Below are 20,277 nucleotides of genomic sequence, written 5' to 3' on the forward strand. Positions count from 1 at the left end.
ATTTTTATTTTAAAACAGTAGCACTCATCATTCCGATAACAACATCGTTGCTTACTGCTGTTAATTGTATTGATTTTAATTCTTTGTTCGGATCAATTGGTAAATCCAGTAGGGTTGCAGCGCCACCTTCTACGGCACGGTCTGTAAATCCTTTAATCCCTGAATATTGGCGCAAACTTCCGCCTTTATATAATTCTCCTGTTTTCAGTTGAACTCTGTAAGGAATTTTGTCATCCGGAATTTCAAAAGCGAAATTATCATCAAACAAATCCTGCTCAATCGGCCACCAGTTCACTGGATTTTTCAGTTCTAATTCTGAAGTTGAACCATCAGCATATTGAACAGTAATTTTCCCATTAATAATTTGTGACTGCATCGGATTCGTAGAACCTGTCATCAGAAAATAAATTTTCTTTCCTTTGCCCGAAACAGGGATTTCAACCGATTTAGGATAATTATCCCACTGACTTGTAAAGACAATATTTTTATCTGCATTATCGATCAGGAAAGGAATTTCTAAGAAATCAACTTTTCCGTTTTTTCTTTTATTCATCAATCCGTTATCATCGATTTGGGCCGTAATTAACGGATAACACCAGTTTCCGATTCCTTGCCACGGAAGTTGTAGAGTAGGAACGTTAAGCCTCGGTGAAAGGTATTTCTGATTAAAGATTTCAGTTACTTTTTCATTGTATTTCGAAGCTAATGAGATGGTATTGAATTCTCCTTTATTTTCAATTTCCCAATCTGTAATCTCAATATTTTGCTTAATACCGTTGTATTCAAATTCTATGGAATTGGTTCCTTTACTTAAATAATTGGCAGGAATTTCAATGGATGTAATTTTATCTTTCTGAACAGAGAAAGTTTTGTTGAAGCCATTAACATTCAATTTTCCATTAATAGGATTTGAAGATCCTGATTGAATGGTAAGTTTTTTATTGATCCATTTAGTTTCCAGAGGAAAACGGATATCCACATTCACAGGTTGCCACCAACTTGTTTTGTCCTGTTCTACCTGAACGAAAAATGTTCCTTTTCTTTCTTGTTGAATTAATTCAAATTGTGGACTGACCACCCCGTCTTCTCCCTTTGGAGGGGAATTTTTAATTAATCCTTGAGGATCGTAAACCTGTTGGATTTTCTTTTTGGAATCTAAATTCAACTGAAGGTTTTCAGAAATATAATTGATATAATCAGTTTGCTCATTTTTTAATTCTTCCCCAGAATAGCTGATTTCAATATTAAATTCTTTCCCAGTTGGTGTTTTAAATTGTATAAAAGGCTGTAAAATAGAATTTGGTTTTATTTTCCATTCTATTTTCTTCCCGTTTACTTTTACCGATTTTATATTGGAATGATTCACCGGAATCTGCATTTCTAAAGCAACCGGTTTTGAATAATTTGATTTGAAAAAATATTCTGCTTTTTTTGAATTTCGGTTAAATTTAAATTCCCAATCCGGAAGTTTTAATGCTGCAAAATTCCAGTCTTTTGGAAAACCAGGTTTTATTTCAATGGTATTATCTAATAATTTAGGGTAAACTCCGAAAAGTCCCTCCGTTAAGGTTCTTGCAGCAACGCCAATCGGATCTGCAAAATCACGGTACAATTCTCCACGAAATGCATCGTAATGAGATAACTGATCAAAATTTCCCGGACTGATTCCATAATACATGCTTTCTACAAGGTTTCCCTTCCACAGTTTGTAAGCGTCTTCATTTCTTCCCGATTGCCAATATGCCAAAGCGGTTTGTAAGTTTTCAGCCAAAGCAACATTGTTAATCGACCAGTCATAAGGCTGCCAATTGGTGGTAGAAAGTGTGTAATAGTCTTTGTTTACAGCACCTTTCACTGTAACAGGAATCTTCGGAATATGATTATTGATGTACTGTAAGTTTTGATAATCCTCAAATTCATTTAAAATATAGGCATCCGAGACATGATAAATCGACCAGATTCCGGGGATGTCATGAACGGTCTGATTGCCCAAAGCGTCTTTATATTCAGCGAAATGTCCTTTGCTTTTAATCCAAAGCTGGGTTTTCATTGCATTTAAAATACTTTCTGCTTCTTTTTTATAAGGTTGGGGATTTTCACCTATAATTTTGGCCAGTTTTGCCATTTCACGGTTAGCTCTGTAATTATAAGCCGAAGTATGGGTAACTTTTCCCCCCGAATATTGTAGTGCGTCACTTGCCCAAATTGCCGCATAAGCATCATACAGGTCACCACGTTTGAAGTTTCGTTTTTCCCAGTTCATATGGCGAACCATTGTGGACCACATTTTCTTTAGAAATTCAAGATCTCCGGTGTAATTGAAATGAGTGAACATCTGGTCGAAAAACACCAGATTCATATCATAGTGATGCGGTTTTGTATTATCGTTCGGATTTCTTGAAATATACCCGCTGGAAAATACAGAGTTTCCCATTTTCTCAGCATGTCGAGCCAAATGAAGATTCGTATCCATTTCCACAGGAGCTAAATCGGGCTGTAAAACCTGTGAATTGGCATAACTTTCAAAGTGTTCTTTTGCACGGTCGTGCCAACTGAGAACGTCTGCAACATAAGCGCCACGCCATGCATTTAATCGCATTCTCCACGCTACAGCACCGTGAAGATAAGTAGGACTTTCCCAAATTCCATCGGCTGCAACGGCTAGATTGGCTCCGAAGTTATTTAACTCTGCATCAGGTGTATTTAGCTGAATCTGATTGGTTAATGTTAACCGTGATTTTTCAGCTTCATTAAAAAGCGTTTTTAAGTCTTCATCAGAAAAATTTTTATTGGATTTTCCTTTGGAGATTTGAATATAAACAGGTTGCTGTTGTGCTGAATAGGAAGCGTAAATAACTGGAGATTTGACTATTTTATTTTGAGTAAAAGCAGGAAGGTTTTCTAATGTTTCTGCATCGGTCATCTGCAAAAAAGGAACATTTGAAAAGTTCCCGTTTACCATTTGAGTTTCTTTTTTTTTGTTTAAATAATTCAACTGAAACTGGTTCTTTAATGCCTGAAACTGATTATTTGAACAATATTCTGGCAACAAATAAAATCCGGATTCCGGATCTGCTCCAATGTCTCCATTTCTGCTGAAAGTTGTACCGCTTGCTCCACCAAATACAGCATATATTTTTGCGGATGGGTCTACCGTTGATGTTTCCAGTTTTACAACCAGACCTTCTTCCTTTGATTGTGCTAAAACGGTCAGTTTCAAGCTTCCGTTTCCTAAAATGGGATCTTTAATTTGATATAACATTGAACCGGGACGATAACGCGTTTCAATTTTTTCTGCATTAATCAGTTTTTTAATAGAATTTCCTTTTTGGATAACAAACTGAAGATTTCCACCCATTCCGGGAAGATATAATGCAAATTCCGGCAGATCTCCTGCTTCTACACGGGAAGCACGATTGTCACCATACAACGCACGGTTGAAACGGTATTTTCCGTTGACCAATAAAAAATCGCCCCTGTCTTCTTTGTAGTGCAGCTCGCGGTCATTATTCTGCCAATGTTTTGATTGGGAATAAGAAGATGAGAACGCCGATAGAACAATCAGTCCGGCGAAAAGGGTTGTTCTTCGCATGTTACGGTTTTAGCTCGGTTAAAGGTTTTCCGTTTACACTTACGTTTTTCAATGTAACATTTTTCAGATAATCTACCTTATACGGTATTTCAATACCGTTCATTTTGGCATTTACCATGGTGAAATCGGTAACAGGTGAAGATTCGTAAGCATCAGAGAAAACAGCGTATTTTCCTCCTTTTTCAACGGTCAGGTTTTCAACCCAGATATTTCTGATGGTCGGAATATAGTTACCAGGTTTTTCATAATGCATATTGAAACGTACTGCGGCTTCTTTATAAGCACCCACTTTGGTATTGTAGAAAAATACATTTTCGATGATGCCGCCACGGCTGGAACTTGTTTTGATTCTTAAAGCCCTTTCAAGATTTTTACTGTCCATGATATTGCCGGTGGCATAAATGTTTTTTGCACCACCTGCAATTTCACTTCCGATTACCACACCTCCGTGTCCGTCTTTCATCTCACAGTTTTCAATAATATGATTTTCTGCCGGTCTTCCGATATCTCTTCCGTCTTCGTCTCTTCCAGATTTTATGGCAATACAGTCGTCTCCTGTGTCAAAATATGAATCTTTAATCCACACATTTTTGCAGGCTTCAGGGTCAAAACCATCATTGTTTGGTCCGTGACTGATCACTTTTACTCTTTCAATCAATACATTTTCACAAAGAACAGGATTCAGATTCCACATCGGGGAATTTTTAACCAAAACATCTGCCATCCAGAAGTTTTTGCATCGGTAAGGCTGTACGAAATTCGGTCTTAGGTAATATCCGTCTCCAAAGATTCTTTCTCTTGCAGGTTTTCTCTGAGCCATGTATTCGTGAAGCTTTGCACGAGCCGGATTTTGTCTTCCCGGACGGGATTCGTTGTAACCGTATTTTGTAGCTCCGCACCAAAACCACCAGTTGTCTAAATCTGCATTTCCGTCCAGTGTCCCTTCTCCGGTTACCGCGATATTTTCTTCTTCGTAAGCATATATTAATGAAGAATAATTCATGCATTCCATTCCTTCCCAGCGTGTGAAAACAATAGGGTAGTCGTTGCTGTCCTGGCTGAATAAAATGGTTGACTCTTTACTTACGTACAGGTTGACGTTGCTTTTTAAATAAATAGCTCCGGTTAGAAATATCCCTTTAGGAACGACCACTCTTCCTCCGCCTTCTGCGTTGCATTTTTCGATAGCTTTTTTAAAGGCTTCCGTATTTTTGGTTTTTCCGTCTCCAATAGCTCCAAAATCTGTAATGAGGTAATCTTTTTTTCTGAAATTGGGCTTTACAATTTGCTTTTTAAGGGCTTCAATTTCCTTCAAAGGCTGTTGTGCTGAAGTCCATGGCCTGTATTGTGCCGAGATTGAAGCTGAGAATAGTGAAATTATAAAGACTAAGGCGTATTTTTTCATAAAATAAGGTTTTAAAGAAGTTGGCTTCCAAGATTTTCCTTTATGTATCGCAATCTAAAATAATTGTACTTAAAAATTATCCTGCACTGTCGGCATATTAATCAATTTTGTAATCGATTGCATGGTTTCAAAGATAAATTAAATACCGATAATGTTGAAATAAAGAGAAGTCTTCCTATCTTTATTCTGTTTTAAAATGGGTAATATGGTAGAGATTGCTTTAAAACGGGTATATGAAGAGGCTTCTCCGGAAGATGGGTACCGTATTTTGGTAGACCGACTCTGGCCAAGAGGGCTTTCCAAAGAAAAAGCAGAAATAGATGAATGGAATCAGGATCTTGCCCCGTCTACGGAATTAAGACACTGGTTTCATCATGATCCGGAGTTATGGAAAGAGTTTTCAGAAAAATATCTGCAGGAACTCCAAAGCAATGATGAGAGCGAAAAGTTCCTGCAACAGCATAAAAATCAGGAAAAGATCACACTGGTATACGCGGCAAAAGATGAAGAACACTGTCATCCTATCATCCTGAAACGTTATCTGGAATCTTTAAAATAGCTTAGTCTCTCGTGAATGCAAAATAAATGACATACACCCAGCTTAATATACCGTGAATGATGGCCCACAAAATAGATTGGTTCCTGTCCCATGAAGCCACTACTGCAATTACAGATCCCAATCCGATTCCGCCTTGGGTAATGGTATTCGTTACCTGATTAGAATTTTCAGGAGTACTGGTAATTTGAGCGGATATAAGGGTGATGCAGAACAGCAGAAGTGCGAAACTCAGTATTTTTTTATTCATAGTGTCATTGTAAGAAGGCGTCAAAAGTAAATAAAAATTCAATGTCAGTCTATGTTTTGGATATTTTTTCTCAAATTTTCACTTTTTTTACCTGATTTTATGGATTAAATATTAATTTTTTTTAATCAGACTAGGCTAGATTCGCCTGAAAGCCTATATTTGCAGCCTAAAATTTTAAATACATGAAAGAACTAATTGAAAAAATCAACGCGGAATTCGAAACTTTTACAACTGAAGCTAACCAACAAGCTGAGAAAGGAAACAAAGCAGCTGGTACAAGAGCTCGTAAAGCAGCTTTGGAATTGAGCAAATTGTTCAAAGACTTCAGAAAAGTTTCTGTTGAAGAATCAAAAAAATAAAAATTTCTTTACCGGCTTATTTCAGCCGGTTTTTTTATGCCTTTCAGTGAACAGAGGAATGTTGAAATAAATACGAGATTAAAAAGAGAATATCAAAAAATATAATAATCCGATTGAGCCTGATAAAGCGACACAATATGATTTGTAAAGAAAAAGGAGAGACTATTTTATAGTCTCTTTTTTATAAAAAAATGCAATTGTATACCTTAAGGCTAAAGTTGGTCATTACCGGAGCTATATCTCCTGTTTTTTAATTTTTATCCATATGTGAACTGTGAAATAAAAAGAATATGAATTTTACTTCATTATTAACTTTGTTGATTTTGCTATAAAGCATATCACTAAAGCGTTAATTAAATGATAAAGTAATTTCTGAAAAGCCCATAGGTAGAGGGTTTTATTAACAATAACTCGTATTTTTTCGAACACAAATCAAAAAAAAGAGAATTATTTATCAAATATTTAAAAAAATATTAAAAAAATAAACAAAAAAATAAAAAAAAACTCAATTAATTTAATTTTTTTATTAAAAACGTAAGCTTTTATTCGTATATTTACTATACAAAAAAACTAAACCATGATGAAGTCACGATTAACTATTTTTGATGAGCCGATGCTTTATACTGAAGGTTTATCAAAACTCCTGACTCAAAGCAACCTTTTTAGTACTGTTGATTTGTGTAATTCTTATGAAGCCCTTCAAGAAAATCTTCAGGACCAATCTCCCGAATTCTTAATGATTAGTTCCAATATGCTTAGGCTAACCGATCTTTATAAAAATGTAGAAAAAATTACTACGGAAAACAAAAATATAAAGATCATTATCATAGGAAATAATTATGATATAATGGATATCAGGAAGCTTTTTAATAAAGGGATAAAAAGCTATCTTGATAAAAACAGCAGATATGATGAGTTCTTAAAATCTATTCAGGCTTTATTATCCAATGAAATCTATATTTGTGATCATGCCAAAGAAAAAATGATCAACTTTTTGAACACAGACGAAAAAAAACAAAGATTTCACATGCAGGATCCTCTTACCAAACGTGAACTGGAAATATTAAAACTAATTTGTGACGGCTTAAGCAGCAAAGATATTTCTGAAAGACTTTTCATAAGCATTAATACTGTAGAAACTCACCGCAAAAGAATTTTATTAAAACTAAATGTCAAAAATTCTGTAGGGGTAGTAAAATACGCCATTGAAAATCATATTATAGACTAATAACCAACAAGTAGTATTCAAATAAACTCCGGATAAAATATATCCGGAGTTTATTTTTTATAATTCGTCTTTATATGATAAGGATTTTAAATGGTATGATAAAATAAAAGCCCGGATCATAAAATCCGGACTTTTATTAAAGATCCGTTTTTTGTATCAGATCTTCCATACTATTTAAAAACTCTATTCATAATCAGGCATTTCTGCGTTGGTAAAGAGAACAGTTCTCGTCATATCGGTCATAGAACTGTTGAGGTCAATCACTTCCACATTTCTAGGAGAAATATTATCGTTGGAGGTATTGGTATAAATAATCTGTGCATTATTCGGCGAAAATCTAGGGTCTAAATCATTTGTACCCTGAGGTTTATCACTTTCATTAGATACGTCATAGGTGGCATTGGCTATAAAATCATAGACAAAGATTCTTGTATCGAGTTGTCGGTAATTACCGCTTCCATCTTCAAATCCTGAAACATCACGGGTGTATAGCAATCGGTTTCCGTCCACTGAAAAATTGAGACCGCCGCTGGCTCCTAAGGTTCCTGATAAAATGGTCTTTAAGGTATTACCCAGCATATCAATAATGTAAATTTGAGTATTGTATCCATTCACGTTATTGGTTTTTAGGGCAATTTTGCTTCCGTCATAGCTCCAGTCGCATTCTGAGATCATAGTTCCGGAAGGCGCTGTGTAGACTAAATTCAACCCGCTTCCATCTTTATTAATTCTGTAAAGCTTATTAAAATTGGCGTAGAGAAATTCCTGTCCGTTGGTGCTCCAGGAGAAATCCATTTCATTATTATTAAATCCGGCTACCGGAACGGTTGTTACTTTAAAGACATTGGAACCGTCCGGATTGGCAGTATAAATATGCGTATTTCCTCCTTCGGTTCTTAAAAATGCAATTAATCCCGCATTATTATTTTTTCTAGGTCGCCAACTATTATAAGAAGAATTGGTAAACTGGAAGTTGACTCCTAATTCATTGCTCGATACAATGAAGAGGTTTCCGTTTTGTTTTTGCACATAATGATAGCGATTCATTGGAACTGTGTTGGTGGTAAATTTGCTGATTGCACTTAATACCGCCGAATGAATTCCATCCGAAACTGAAACCTGCCAGAAATAGCTTACTCCAAATTTAAGATTCGAAAGTGTATAATGATTGGTCGTAAGATCATTAACCTGAATCACATTGGTATCCAGATTATTTTTAATGGTAAGGTTATATTTCAGCACATCATCTGTATCAGGATCTGTAGAGTTCCAGGTCAGTTCTACTGTGAGAGGCTGATTGACGGAGTTGTCCGTAGGGCTGAGTAATTGCGGCGTTGTAGGTGCCGTATTCAGCGAATTATCATCATCCAGTTCAAAAGCAACGGTGACAATCTGATCCTTTTTTTGAATATTGACTGCCTGAAAAGTGGTCAGATATCCACTCAATTCAGCTTTTACAGAGTAATTCCCAACAGGCATATTAGGAATTTCAAAAGTTCCGTCTGCTTTGCTAAAAACAGTTTCTGTAGTAGGTGCCGTAAAGATTTTCACGTTTTCTATAGGCACATTCGTTCCTCTTTTTACTACTTTTCCTCTTAGTGTTCCGGATTGGGCCTGATCAATAAGGTCTTCGTTACAGGAAACAAGAAAAATGGAGAAGAGGAGTATACTGAGAATTCTAAATATCGTTTTCATAGTTTAAGTTTTTATTTTTGTCCAATGTAAAAGTTAACTCCTATCGAAAATCTCAAGGCCTGGTCTTTTCTTTTTCCATTCACGATCCCGTCCCAGTCATCTTTGAATCCCAGATCATATTGTGAGGAAGCTCTTATCCCGAAGTTTTTTCCTGCCATATATTCTAATCCTCCGCCAAACTGACCTTTATATTGAGGATTGACACCGGAATACATGGCTCCGATCCCTCCGTAAATAAAAGGAGTAAGTTTATACTGGGGTAAAATAATACATTCCAGATTCGCCTCAGGTACAAAATAGGTACGGGAAAAAATATTTTGATTTTCTATAGTAAAAATACTGGCACTAAAGTCTAGATTTAAGTAAGGATTAATAAGGTATTTAAAACCAAACTTAGCTCCCAGATTAAATTTAGGATTAACGTAGTCATCTTTTACCTTTTGGGCTTCGAGATTGGCATACAAAGAGAATTTTTGTCTGTAGTCGGCCGGGTATTTATTACCAATCACTCTGTTTTGATTATCATTCTGCTCATTTTCATAGCTTTTGATAAGAGGCTGATAAATGGCTGTATTGTCTTCAACAGCTTTTCCCCATATTTTATCTCTTATTCCTTCTACGATTAATCCTTTAACAGCTTTTTCTATTGCTTCTGTCACGGCCAGCTGCACAGGTTCGTTTTGTGTCAATCCTACTTCAGCTTCCAGTAGTCTTTCGGTATCGATATATCTGAAAAAGCTGCCATTAACGCTGGTCGAAAGAATTGTTTTTGAAGTATACACGGTTTTGAGTATTTCTCCGTTTAAGGTAGAAACCGCGCGAAGATAGATGGTGATTCTGTCCTGTCTGTATTGGGTAGATGCTCCTATTCCGAAATATCTGGCTCCCAACCCTCCGGTCATCACATTGCTGTCATAGGAAATAACGCCTCCTTCCAATAGGATTCCTGCATAGAGAAGCGGGGGCAGTGCCTGACTGTTTTTATCGGCATCTTTCATATATTCCTGACGGGTAGAACGGATGATCTGTCTCTCGTTCAGTAGATTGGCGATGTTTTCTCTTTCTATGGGGATGAACCAATTGCTGTCTTCCAGCGCTTTAATAAGAATAGTTGTTGTCCCTTGAGGTACGGCAGTACTCCAGTTATTACCATTTTCAGAAGGTTTATACTGTCCTGTCTGATCTCTGAACTTATAGACTCCTATTACAATACGTTCTTTTGGCGGAATAAGATCTTTTAACTCTTTTGTATAAGGAGTATTTTCGCCAAGTGTTGATTTTTCTGGTGTAGAGGGAAGTCCGAATAGAGAACTGCACCCTATGGAAACACATATAAGTGCTACACAGAAAAAAATTCTGATGTACATGTAAAATCTCATGGTAAATTAGTTTTATTATTTTTATTTTGGAATCACAATCTCAGATTGATCTCCCGTACTGGTATCCAAAATACTAATCAACAATCCTTGTGCGGTGCTGGAAATCTGTACATACAAAGAGCCTATAAGGTAATTTCCGGGTTTAAGTTCACCGTCACCAAATTGATTTTCAAACAATTTCTGTGATAATTGACTGAGAATTTGTCTGTTTAAACTCTCACTAAAACTATCCATAGAATTCATTTTGCCTAGCAAATCGTTCAAATTATCTTTATTATTATCAAATTGATTCTGAGCGTTTGCAGAGCTCAATAGCCATTGGTAGTTAAAAGTATCTCCCCCAAAGGCGGGATTGATAGGTTTATATACAAGCTGCTGAGATTTCCCAAGAAATACCCCGCAAAACAGAATAAGAAAAACGAAAAGTGGTTTCATGGTCTTTGTTTTTAGTATATAAATTCATTTTTAATAAGATTTTTCTTAGCGATAAATTCTTTAATTACACGGAAACTGTTAAAAAGCTGTTCCTTTAAATAGTCTTCATTGGGATTGGTCATGAAGCTATAGATGACCTTATCTTCAATGGCGATATTAATCTGTCCGTTTACTCCCTGTGTAGGAATTTCTGATATCGTGATTGTAGAATTGTTTTTCTCCGGAAGCTGGCTGTATTGCATATAAAACAAATCATAAAAGTCTTTTCCCACTTTGGTTTTTGTTTCATCTATAGTCAGTCCTTTGAGTTCTGAGAAAACGTCTTCTTCAATTTTACTTGTTTTTTTATTGAAGGCTTCCTGATTGATTTCCAGGCTGTCTTTAGCAATCAGTTTCTGAGACTCTTCATCCCTTATATAAAGGAATATTTTTATAGCATCTTTTCTATCCAGATTTACACTGAGCTCAGAGAGCTTTTTTACTTCATTCGGATTGATAGAAAACTTTCCGCTTTGGCGGTTATTTGAAAGATTGCCTCCGTTTCCTTTTTTGATGGATACTAACAGATAATTGAGTTCCTTATATACAGGAGTGCTGTTGGAGGCAAAAGCTTTTACAATTAATTGCTGTTCTATGGTTTCACTTTCAATTTTGGCAGATACTTTTCTTTCTTCCTGAGCATTACAGTCGACGGACAGAAAGACGGTAAGAAAAATAAACAGTAAAAGAATTTTTCTCATTATTTCTTTTCCTTTTAATAATTTCGCATAAATATGGTCATATTATCCCCTTTTACATTCAGCTTCATGTTTTCAGATACGCTGTTGCTGCCCGTTATATCGACAATATTGTTGTTGCCTTGGGTGCTGATGGCGTTTTTTGTCTTGGTATCTGAAAAAGAATTGTTAAAGAATAAGCTGTTGTAATCTCCAAGCTGCTGGATAAGAATACTGGTTTTGGCATTGATCATGGCCTCCACATTATTAGCATCTCCTATCTGTATAATATTTGAATACGAAGTAAAATTATCTTTAGCCTGTATGAGCGTTAAATCTAAAGCGTTGCTACTGTTAATTTGATTCCATTCTACCTGCTGCGACTTTAGAGAAGAAAAAAATAAAAATCCAAAGCAGAAAAAGAATCGGGCGAAGGTGTTCATTTTTTTTATTTAAAGGTACCTTAATACTTATTTCCACAAAACACATGAATAGGGTACACCATGAAAATCATTGTTTCCAGTTACATTCGGTAGTGAAAATACGGGTATTGAAAAACGAAAAGGAGAAGCCTAAAATGCCTCTCCTTTACATTGCTTATTAACTTCTTAGTTAGATTGTACTACTGTCAATGAATTACCATTTCCAAGCTGAGTTCCTAAATGGAAATTGTAAGTTCCAAATTGACTTACTGATGTCATATTACTATTTCCTATTTGATAATCAATTGCTGTATTCGAATTACCAATCTGTAATTGATACAATTCGTTGTCAGAACCTATCTGCACTCCTGTTGCTGAATTATCATTACCTACTTGCGCAGCAATAGCCACATTATCCATACCTACCTGAGTATGAGAAGCCATATTATCATTACCAGCCTGATATTGTATAATAGAGTTTCCGTTTCCAAGTTGTACGGCTGAAGCATCATTTCTTCTTCCTAACTGTACCTGTGTAGCACTGTTATCGATTCCTATCTGTAAAGCAGAGGCTTCATTTCTTCTACCATCCTGGTATTGTACTACCTCATTACCCCATCCCCATTGTGTGGAAGTCGCATCATTTCTTCTACCGATCTGTGTTTGGGTAGTAGAGTTAAAGGCTCCTACTTGCCATGTTTTGGCAGAATTTCGGTTTCCATACTGATTCGTTACATTTACGTTTGCCAAACCTATTTGGTCTACATCAATAGAGTTTCTGTTACCATGGCTCGAAGCAATATTTACATTATAAGCTCCGGTCTGATCAATATCTGCACTATTACGGTTACCGTCCTGTACAAGATAATTTTGATTAAGAAGTCCTGCCTGATTCACAGTGGCTACATTTAAGTTTCCCATTTGAGTACTCACATCAATGTTTGCTTGAGCGAATGCAAATCCTGTTGCCAATAGTGTAAAAACACCAGTAATAAAATTTTTCATTTTAGTAAAAATTAATTGGTTAATAGTGAGACAAAGGTAGACGCAAAACCAAAGTAAGAAACCACCAAACTCCTGTAAATTAGTAAAATCACCAGATACGGTATTAAAACTAACCGTTTATGGGTTTTCTTATCTACCGGATAATTGTTACGGGAAATCACGGTGTCCTGTCACCCCAAATAAGTACCTGAAATTTTGGCTCGTAACCATATGAAATAAAATTAAAGGCGGAGACTGTAAATAAAAAGCCACTGTTTAAATCCTTTAAACAGTGGCTTTTTATTCATTGTTTTTATAAAATCATGCTGAGCTGTATTCTCTTCCTGGCCTCATCAATTTCCGTGACTTTTACCTGAACGTGCTGATGCAGTTTTACCACCTCATTGACATCGGAAACAAAACCGTCTTTCAGTTGGGAAATATGAACCAGCCCGCTTTCTTTGATCCCTACATCGACAAAACATCCGAAAGCCGTGATATTGTTCACGATTCCCGGCAAGACCATGCCGGTTCTTAAATCTTTAATGCTTTTTACCTTCGGGTCAAACTCAAAAACCTTCGCCGCTTTTCTTGGATCCAGTCCCGGTTTTTCAAGTTCTTTCAGAATATCTTTAATGCTTAAGATTCCGATATCCTCAGTGATATATTTTTCAGGAGGTACTAAAGCAATCTTTTCCTTATTCGCAATCAGTTCATGCGTTTTAATTCCCAGATCCTTAGCCATTTTTTCTACAATTCCGTACGCTTCAGGATGTACAGCCGAATTGTCCAGAGGGTTTTTAGCATTATTAATTCTCACAAATGCTGCCGCCTGCTGAAATGCTTTCTCTCCTAATCTCGGTACCTTTTTCAATTGCTTTCTATCCTCAAATGCTCCGTTTTCAGTCCGGTAGTTGACAATATTCTCTGCCATCTTTTCTCCGATTCCCGAAACATAGCTCAATAAAGATTTGCTGGCAGTGTTCAGGTTGATACCGACGGAGTTTACGCACTTCATCACCGTAGCATCCAGCTCGTTTTTCAGCTGGGTCTGGTCTACATCATGCTGATATTGTCCCACTCCGATAGACTTTGGGTCTATTTTTACAAGCTCTGCCAATGGATCTGCCAAACGTCTTCCGATAGAAACAGAACCACGAACAGTCACATCATACGTCGGGAATTCGTCCCTTGCAATTTTACTTGCAGAGTATACCGATGCTCCCGCTTCAGAAACCACAAAAACCTGTAAAGGCTTATCAAAAGCGATTTTTTTTATGAAAAACTCCGTTTCACGGCTCGCCGTTCCGTTTCCGATGGAGATCGCATCAATATTATAAGCATTCACCATCGACCGGATCTTTTTCATGGCCATTCCGCTTTCATTCTGCGGAGCGTGGGGATAGATGGTCTCATTATGCAGAAGATCTCCCTTTTCATCCAGACAGACAATTTTGCAGCCGCTTTTATATCCTGGGTCTATTGCCAGAATTCTCTTTTCGCCCAAAGGAGGAGCGAGGAGGAGCTGGGTTAAGTTTTCAGAAAAGATCTCGATCGCTTTTTTATCTGCTTTTTCTTTGGCTTCCTGTAACGTTTCATTGGAAATGGCGGGCTCCAGCAATCTTTTATAGCTGTCTTTGATGGCTAATGAGATCTGCTCAGCCGATTCATTATTAGATTTAATGATGGCATTCTCAATAAAATCTACCGCTTCTTCCTTATCGATGCTTACATTCGTTTTGACGAAGCCTTCCGTTTCTGCTCTCAGCATGGCTAATAACCTGTGAGAAGGCGTTCTGTTGAGGTTTTCTTCCCATTCAAAATACTGGGAAAATTTCTGGGCCTCCTCTTCCTCCTTTTTCGCCTTCACCACTTTAGAGCTTATCACAGCCTTTCTCTGGAACAGGCGGCGGAGATTCTTTCTTACATACATATTCTCGTTGATCCATTCTGCCATGATGTCTCTGGCCCCCTGCAGGGCCTCTTCTTCAGAAGAAACCAGATCATTCACATACTTGGAAGCCAAAAACAACAGGTCGTTGTTTTTCTGGCTCATGATGATTTTGGCCAAAGGTTCCAGGCCTTTTTCCTTTGCGGCATCGGCTTTCGTTTTCTTTCTTTTTTTGAAGGGGAGATACAGATCCTCCAGCTCCTGAAGGTCGAAGCTTTCCTCAATTCTCTGTTTCAGTTCCGGAGTCAGGGCGTTTTGCTCCTCAATCGATTTCAGAATGCTTTCCTTCCTTTTGATGAGGTCTTCAAACTGCTTACTCAGCTTAGCGATCTGCTCGATCTGCGTTTCATCCAGGTTTCCCGTCTTATCCTTACGGTAGCGCGAGATAAAAGGAATCGTGCAGTCTTCTGCCAGTAATGCTAAGGTAGCGCTGATACTTTTTTCTGATATATTGAGGGTCTGCTGTATATAGCCTGTCGTATTCATTTCAATTTTTTGAATGGCTAAAATACTAAGTTTTAACCTTAATAAAAAGCCTGATCAAAAAGAGATCAGGCTTTAAAAATTATGGCTTCAATACATTGTCATAATAAACAGGGAGAAAGCTGTTGGAGTCATATCCAATAATGATAACCCTGTAATCCTTTGTTTCATCGTTATTATAAAACTCTACCTTTACCGGTTCTTTGGGCTGAATCTCTAAGAATGGGTTCCAATAGAGCACTGTTCGTGTATCTTTTGAAATGTTTTTAAAGCTTTCATTGCTATAGTCCGGGTTTGAAAACGCTATTTCCTTATCATAGCCTTTCAAGGTAATTTGCTTCAAATTGGTAGGCTTAGAAGAGTTGTCTATGTTTCCTGAGACACCGCCCCGTTTTGTATAGATTGCAATTGCTCCGTTGGTATTACCGCCAGTACCTCCTACAAAATAGCCTCTTATAACTTTTATCATCGCTACATCTGATGAAGGCAGCGAAGATATCTGTGAAGGCGAGGCCGGCATTTCATCAAGGAAAATAGAAATAGGAGCGCCTCTGAAGGTAGCGGTGACATCAAAGCCCTGTTTCTGCATCTGTAATCCTGCAACTCTGCCCTGAAGGTAGTCAAGGATATTCATATATGAGCCGGCATTGATGTCATTTACAAAATCGAATATTACTTCATTGCTGTTTTTAAACGTGAGACTGCTCAGTTCATCATTAAGTTTTTTAGTCAGATTTTTTTTCTGCTTTATAATTTTAACTTCTTCTATAAGGGTTGCTTTCTCATTGATTACCTTATACATATTCTTGGCTTCCGTATATTTAATGACTTCAGGAGAGGTCTGGTCTTCCGGGGTGCGGGGCTGCAAAGTATAATAAGACCGGGGTAAGGCTCCCCTTAGAGGAATGTAGGAGTAATTGGGCTGAAAGATTACCTGCACTTGTTCCTTAGGGATTTTGGGGTCATTCAGTTGATAAGAAAATTTTATAGAATCTTCAAACATAAGCCCGTGAAGAGCAAAGAACCCACTTTGATCCGTCTTGATCTGATAAAATTTTGTTCCGTTGTCTGGCATAGAAAATATAAGATTCAGATCCGTATTGGCTGCCGGTTTTCCTGAAAGGGTAACCTTTCCTTTGTAAGAGATATAAGGCTCTGTTTTATTCTTGATCATCGGATAGCTTCCTGCCATGATCATTTTCCAATCATATCTTTTCCATTTTTCAGAGATTAAAACAGCATCCAATGCATCAGCATCAGAGTCTTTTCTGAAATATCGGGCAGGAGATTCAAGATCGGTAGAAATATCTCCTGTCAGCAGGAGTGTACTTAGAAAGCTGTTCTCATCTTCTGTACTTTTACTGTCTCCATTTAAAACTAAAACAGTATAGTTAGGAGAATCAATAGAGTTTGTGATATTAAAGATATTTTGAGACCGGGAAGCCCCGTTGAAAGATATTTTTGAGAGTTCAGCTTTTTTTACCTGCAGATGTTTAGGCTGAATGAAACACATTCTTTGTAAAAGCAGATCATCTTTTTCGTTGAATATGCTTAGCTGTAAAATCCCGTTCACAAGCTTTTCAGTAGGGATTGTATATATTTTATCAGATAAAGTATTCAGCTTGGCTTTATATACGATCTGGTCGTTGATGGTCCCCAAAATTGTATATGTTTGTGATTCGGTTCCCATATTTTTAGAAACCAGAGAATATTTTATTGCCTCAGGGCTGCTTTCCATCTGAAGATTAATCCCCGCAGAAATGACTTCAGGAAGATCCACTGTTTGTTTCTTTCCTTTATCATCTTCAACGGTCAGCTGATATTTTTTTCCAAGCTCAGGAGTCAGTTTAAAAGATCCTATATTCTCATCAAATCCTTTGAAGGAGGTAAGCTTTACGTCCGGACGGGCGAGCTCTGTGATATACCCCTTCCAGTTCAATGGTTTTTGTCCTTTTGAATGTAGCCTTACTGCGAATTTTGTATTGATTTGATCAATAAAAGTACCGCTTTCCGGATGCAGGGTAACATTCCATCCCGAAGCAGTATCTATCATCAGCTTTTCGGGAGATGACGGATTGTAGACTTCAACAGATCGTATCGCCTGAAACTCTTCACTGAAATTGGTAGACCATGTAGTATAAGCACGAATATAATACACATTTTCTTTCATATTTTCCGGAAGTGCAAAATTTCCGTTCCCTTCACCATTAAGCAGAGGGATCATCTTTTTATCAAGAAGTGTTTTGTTGCTGTCATACAGCTCTACAAATAAGCTGGTAGAAACAGAAGTAGGTTCATAGCCTGTATAGATAAAAGATTTGAACCACAGGTTCTCTCCTGCCACATAACTTTTCTTATCAAAAAGGAGGTGAATTTTTTCCTGAGGGTATTTTTCTTCAAAGATTTTTAAGGCTTGTTCAGCTTTGCCTTGTGCAAAAAGCGTTAAAGACCACATCAAAGAAGATGTGAAGATCATTTTTTTCATCATTTTTTATTTAAGGGCATAAAAATACATTTTTCAAACGTAATTCAAAATTTATTTTATGAGATCGCAGGATTAAAGAATGATAGAGAGGGTTTTTGCCGGTATAGTCTGATCATGCAATTTTTTGATGAGCCTGTGGTGCATCGGATATATAAAAGAATAGGGATTCCAAAATAAAAAGCATGTATAATGTTTCCTGATATAGCTAATTCCTAACCTCTTTTACCCCGGTCCCGAACCACCCCTAAGGTGGTCCTGAAGTGGCTGCAACCAGTTGCTGAAGTGGTGACAGGGACTTCTCTAGGTGGGTATACCCGGTTCCCAACCCCTTAAAAGGGGTTTCCTAAATGGTAGAAACCACTTACATAGGCCCTTGCAAGCAGTTAGCAACCGCGTTCTGACACTTCAATAACCGGCTGCAAGGGCTTTTACAAGTGGTTTTCACCAGCCAGATACTGGTTACAGACAGCTCACCAACCGGTTTCAGCTGATTTGTGTGAATCTTAATGATTGTAAAATAAGACACGACATAATTTGTCGCAGCGCAGTAATATCTTTGCTTTACCAGCATTAAGAATAATAAAAAAGAGGATAAAATACGAATATTCACAAATATTTCATCATTTTAAAATAAAAACAATATTTTTGCAGCGTTTTCAATAATTAATAACAAGAAACTTAACTAAACACAGGATGAAAAAACTCTACACGAGTGCATACTTCTTATGCATGATTCTGAGCTTATCGGCTCAGGAAGTCCTATGGCAGAAAGACATCAAATCCTCTACACAGGATTTCTTAAGCCAGGTGACCCCGACCGTAGATCTTCAGTACTTAATTACCGGAAGCTCTATTCAATCTAAAAGCCAATCGCAAACAGCCAGCAGCCAAAAGCAAAATAATGGCTACGATTTTCATCTGGTGAAACTCAACCAGCAGGGCGAAGAAGTCTGGGAAAAATACTTCGCAGGGAAGAACCATGACTATCTGTCTGCTTCCCTTTCTACGCAGGATGGAGGTTTCGTTCTGGCGGGTACCACTTTTTCCGGAAAAGGTCTTGATAAAAAAGAAGACTCCAAAGGAGGCTCCGATATCTGGCTCATCAGAATCAATGAATTCGGAGATGAGCTTTGGCAGAAAACCATAGGCAGTACCTCCGATGAAGAAGCAAGAGCCGTGATTCAAACCACCGATTTAGGATTCTTTGTGGCAGGAAATGTTCAAAACTCTGCACAAGGTTACGGTTCAAAGGATGTTCTCATCGTAAAATTAGATAAAAACGGAAAAGAAATCTCTCAACTTATTCTGGGCGGAAAAGGCTTAGACGAAGTAGAAAAAATGATTCCGACAAAAGACGGAGGTGTTTTACTGGGAATCTATTCGAGGAGTTCCGAGATGCGGGGTTCGGGTTCCGGGTTGAGTGATTCGGGGGCGAATTCGGGTACAGGTACTGCCACCTCGAATCCCGTATCCCGTTATCCAAAAACCACGAACAACTTCGGAGAAGGTGATTACTGGATCATTAAACTCAGCAAAGACGGAAAAGTAGAATGGGAAAAGAACTATGGCGGAACAGGAGACGATCACCTGAGAACATTAGCCATGACTACCTCAGGATTTATCATAGGAGGAGAAAGCCGTTCAGAACGCTCAGGCAATAAAACCGTAGGCGTAGAAGAAGGAACCGACCTTTGGCTGATTTCATTAAATGAAAGAGGTGAAGAGATCTGGCAGAAATCCTACAACTTTAAGAACAGAGATGTTCTGATGGGCATGCATGTGATTCTGAAAAAAGATGAAAGAGAAAAGAATAAAGACCTTACTAAAGGAGTTTTACTTGGAGGCTACACTCAGGCAGAAGGGAGAATAGAAGCCGATGATGAGACCTTCTGGATGCTGTATATCGATGAGAATGGCAATGAGCAGTGGAGAAAACATGTGAAGGGAGAATCGAGAAAGAGAGAGGAAAGACTTTCGGATATTAAATTAAACAGAGATGGTTCTATTATTCTGGCAGGAACGAGCGCTGAGGAATTAGGAAAGGAGAACTGGAAGATTGTAAAGCTGGGTGATCAACAGGTGGATCAGTTAATAGAGAAGCAGGATATTAAGATCTATCCGAATCCGGTATCGGATTATGCATATGTAGAGATCGGGTTTGATTTCAAGGAAGCAGATATTATGATGTATGATATGGCGGGAAGACAGCTTCAGAGTCTGAAGACTAAGAACAAGGTAACGAAGATCAATACGCAGCCTTTGATTCAGGGGGCTTATTTGATTACGATAAAAACGGATACAAATAAAACAGCGAATGCTAAACTGATTAAGAAATAA

Annotated in this window: 15 protein-coding genes; 4 read left to right on the plus strand and 11 right to left on the minus strand. The window is 37.6% G+C overall.

Annotated elements, in window-relative coordinates:
• Nucleotides 1-4: 4 nt before the first annotated feature.
• Nucleotides 5-3,592, minus strand: a complete 3,588-nt coding sequence (locus JI747_RS13760) for a DUF4450 domain-containing protein (protein WP_225689469.1) — start codon at nucleotides 3,590-3,592, stop codon at nucleotides 5-7.
• 1 nt (nucleotide 3,593) lies between these two features.
• The gene (locus JI747_RS13765) at nucleotides 3,594-4,997 is read right to left on the minus strand and encodes a glycoside hydrolase family 28 protein (protein ID WP_225689470.1); all 1,404 of its coding nucleotides are present in this window, start codon (nucleotides 4,995-4,997) and stop codon (nucleotides 3,594-3,596) included.
• Between the two features lie 205 nt (nucleotides 4,998-5,202).
• Here JI747_RS13765 and JI747_RS13770 point away from each other — a divergent pair, with 205 nt between their 5' ends.
• Nucleotides 5,203-5,556 carry a DUF488 domain-containing protein gene (locus tag JI747_RS13770; RefSeq protein WP_225689471.1) on the plus strand — a complete coding sequence of 118 codons (354 nt, stop codon included), beginning with the start codon at nucleotides 5,203-5,205 and terminating at the stop codon, nucleotides 5,554-5,556.
• Nucleotide 5,557: 1 nt separating this feature from the next.
• Here JI747_RS13770 and JI747_RS13775 read toward each other — a convergent pair whose 3' ends face one another.
• Nucleotides 5,558-5,803: a hypothetical protein gene (locus tag JI747_RS13775; protein WP_225689472.1), complete on the minus strand. Its 246-nt coding sequence runs from the start codon at nucleotides 5,801-5,803 to the stop codon at nucleotides 5,558-5,560.
• Between the two features lie 182 nt (nucleotides 5,804-5,985).
• Between JI747_RS13775 and JI747_RS13780 the strand changes: the two genes are divergently transcribed.
• Together JI747_RS13780 and JI747_RS13785 are read left to right on the plus strand one after the other, a co-directional pair.
• A complete protein-coding gene (locus JI747_RS13780; protein WP_039369265.1) occupies nucleotides 5,986-6,162 on the plus strand; it encodes a histone H1 in 177 nt (58 codons plus the stop codon).
• 577 nt (nucleotides 6,163-6,739) lie between these two features.
• A complete protein-coding gene (locus JI747_RS13785; protein ID WP_225689473.1) occupies nucleotides 6,740-7,390 on the plus strand; it encodes a response regulator transcription factor in 651 nt (216 codons plus the stop codon).
• Between the two features lie 183 nt (nucleotides 7,391-7,573).
• Here the strand turns inward: JI747_RS13785 and JI747_RS13790 are convergent, their stop codons facing one another.
• The 8 genes from JI747_RS13790 to JI747_RS13825 form a co-directional block, all read right to left on the minus strand.
• Complete coding sequence (locus tag JI747_RS13790; RefSeq protein WP_225689474.1) at nucleotides 7,574-9,085, minus strand: carboxypeptidase-like regulatory domain-containing protein; 1,512 nt, start codon at nucleotides 9,083-9,085, stop codon at nucleotides 7,574-7,576.
• An 11-nt stretch (nucleotides 9,086-9,096) separates the two neighbouring features.
• Nucleotides 9,097-10,464 (minus strand): CsgG/HfaB family protein, encoded by a 1,368-nt coding sequence (locus tag JI747_RS13795; RefSeq protein WP_225689475.1) that lies wholly within the window; start codon nucleotides 10,462-10,464, stop codon nucleotides 9,097-9,099.
• Nucleotides 10,465-10,485: 21 nt separating this feature from the next.
• A complete protein-coding gene (locus JI747_RS13800; protein WP_225689476.1) occupies nucleotides 10,486-10,899 on the minus strand; it encodes a curli production assembly/transport component CsgF in 414 nt (137 codons plus the stop codon).
• A gap of 11 nt (nucleotides 10,900-10,910) precedes the next feature.
• On the minus strand, nucleotides 10,911-11,639 hold the full coding sequence (locus JI747_RS13805) for a curli production assembly/transport protein CsgE (RefSeq protein ID WP_225689477.1): 729 nt from the start codon (nucleotides 11,637-11,639) through the stop codon (nucleotides 10,911-10,913).
• Between the two features lie 14 nt (nucleotides 11,640-11,653).
• The gene (locus tag JI747_RS13810) at nucleotides 11,654-12,058 is read right to left on the minus strand and encodes a hypothetical protein (protein WP_225689478.1); all 405 of its coding nucleotides are present in this window, start codon (nucleotides 12,056-12,058) and stop codon (nucleotides 11,654-11,656) included.
• A gap of 165 nt (nucleotides 12,059-12,223) precedes the next feature.
• Entirely contained in the window at nucleotides 12,224-13,042 is an 819-nt protein-coding gene (locus tag JI747_RS13815) for an RIP homotypic interaction motif-containing protein (protein ID WP_225689479.1), read from the minus strand.
• Between the two features lie 292 nt (nucleotides 13,043-13,334).
• Entirely contained in the window at nucleotides 13,335-15,458 is a 2,124-nt protein-coding gene (locus tag JI747_RS13820; RefSeq protein ID WP_225689480.1) for a Tex family protein, read from the minus strand.
• A 79-nt stretch (nucleotides 15,459-15,537) separates the two neighbouring features.
• The gene (locus JI747_RS13825) at nucleotides 15,538-17,940 is read right to left on the minus strand and encodes a hypothetical protein (RefSeq protein ID WP_225689481.1); all 2,403 of its coding nucleotides are present in this window, start codon (nucleotides 17,938-17,940) and stop codon (nucleotides 15,538-15,540) included.
• A 693-nt stretch (nucleotides 17,941-18,633) separates the two neighbouring features.
• On the opposite strand from JI747_RS13825, the gene JI747_RS13830 reads away from it, so the two are divergent.
• Nucleotides 18,634-20,277 carry a T9SS type A sorting domain-containing protein gene (locus JI747_RS13830; protein ID WP_225689482.1) on the plus strand — a complete coding sequence of 548 codons (1,644 nt, stop codon included), beginning with the start codon at nucleotides 18,634-18,636 and terminating at the stop codon, nucleotides 20,275-20,277.

This window comes from Chryseobacterium tagetis (genome assembly GCF_016735585.2).
In the GTDB taxonomy this organism is placed as follows: Bacteria; Bacteroidota; Bacteroidia; order Flavobacteriales; family Weeksellaceae; genus Chryseobacterium; species Chryseobacterium tagetis.

Coding starts and splice junctions, on each gene's coding strand:
- JI747_RS13815 (WP_225689479.1), bottom strand. CDS start 13,042: ATGAAAAATTTTATTACTGGTGTTTTTACACTATTGGCAACAGGATTT.
- JI747_RS13785 (WP_225689473.1), top strand. CDS start 6,740: ATGATGAAGTCACGATTAACTATTTTTGATGAGCCGATGCTTTATACT.
- JI747_RS13800 (WP_225689476.1), bottom strand. CDS start 10,899: ATGAAACCACTTTTCGTTTTTCTTATTCTGTTTTGCGGGGTATTTCTT.
- JI747_RS13830 (WP_225689482.1), top strand. CDS start 18,634: ATGAAAAAACTCTACACGAGTGCATACTTCTTATGCATGATTCTGAGC.
- JI747_RS13810 (WP_225689478.1), bottom strand. CDS start 12,058: ATGAACACCTTCGCCCGATTCTTTTTCTGCTTTGGATTTTTATTTTTT.
- JI747_RS13775 (WP_225689472.1), bottom strand. CDS start 5,803: ATGAATAAAAAAATACTGAGTTTCGCACTTCTGCTGTTCTGCATCACC.
- JI747_RS13760 (WP_225689469.1), bottom strand. CDS start 3,592: ATGCGAAGAACAACCCTTTTCGCCGGACTGATTGTTCTATCGGCGTTC.
- JI747_RS13805 (WP_225689477.1), bottom strand. CDS start 11,639: ATGAGAAAAATTCTTTTACTGTTTATTTTTCTTACCGTCTTTCTGTCC.
- JI747_RS13825 (WP_225689481.1), bottom strand. CDS start 17,940: ATGAAAAAAATGATCTTCACATCTTCTTTGATGTGGTCTTTAACGCTT.
- JI747_RS13790 (WP_225689474.1), bottom strand. CDS start 9,085: ATGAAAACGATATTTAGAATTCTCAGTATACTCCTCTTCTCCATTTTT.
- JI747_RS13770 (WP_225689471.1), top strand. CDS start 5,203: ATGGTAGAGATTGCTTTAAAACGGGTATATGAAGAGGCTTCTCCGGAA.
- JI747_RS13780 (WP_039369265.1), top strand. CDS start 5,986: ATGAAAGAACTAATTGAAAAAATCAACGCGGAATTCGAAACTTTTACA.
- JI747_RS13765 (WP_225689470.1), bottom strand. CDS start 4,997: ATGAAAAAATACGCCTTAGTCTTTATAATTTCACTATTCTCAGCTTCA.
- JI747_RS13820 (WP_225689480.1), bottom strand. CDS start 15,458: ATGAATACGACAGGCTATATACAGCAGACCCTCAATATATCAGAAAAA.
- JI747_RS13795 (WP_225689475.1), bottom strand. CDS start 10,464: ATGAGATTTTACATGTACATCAGAATTTTTTTCTGTGTAGCACTTATA.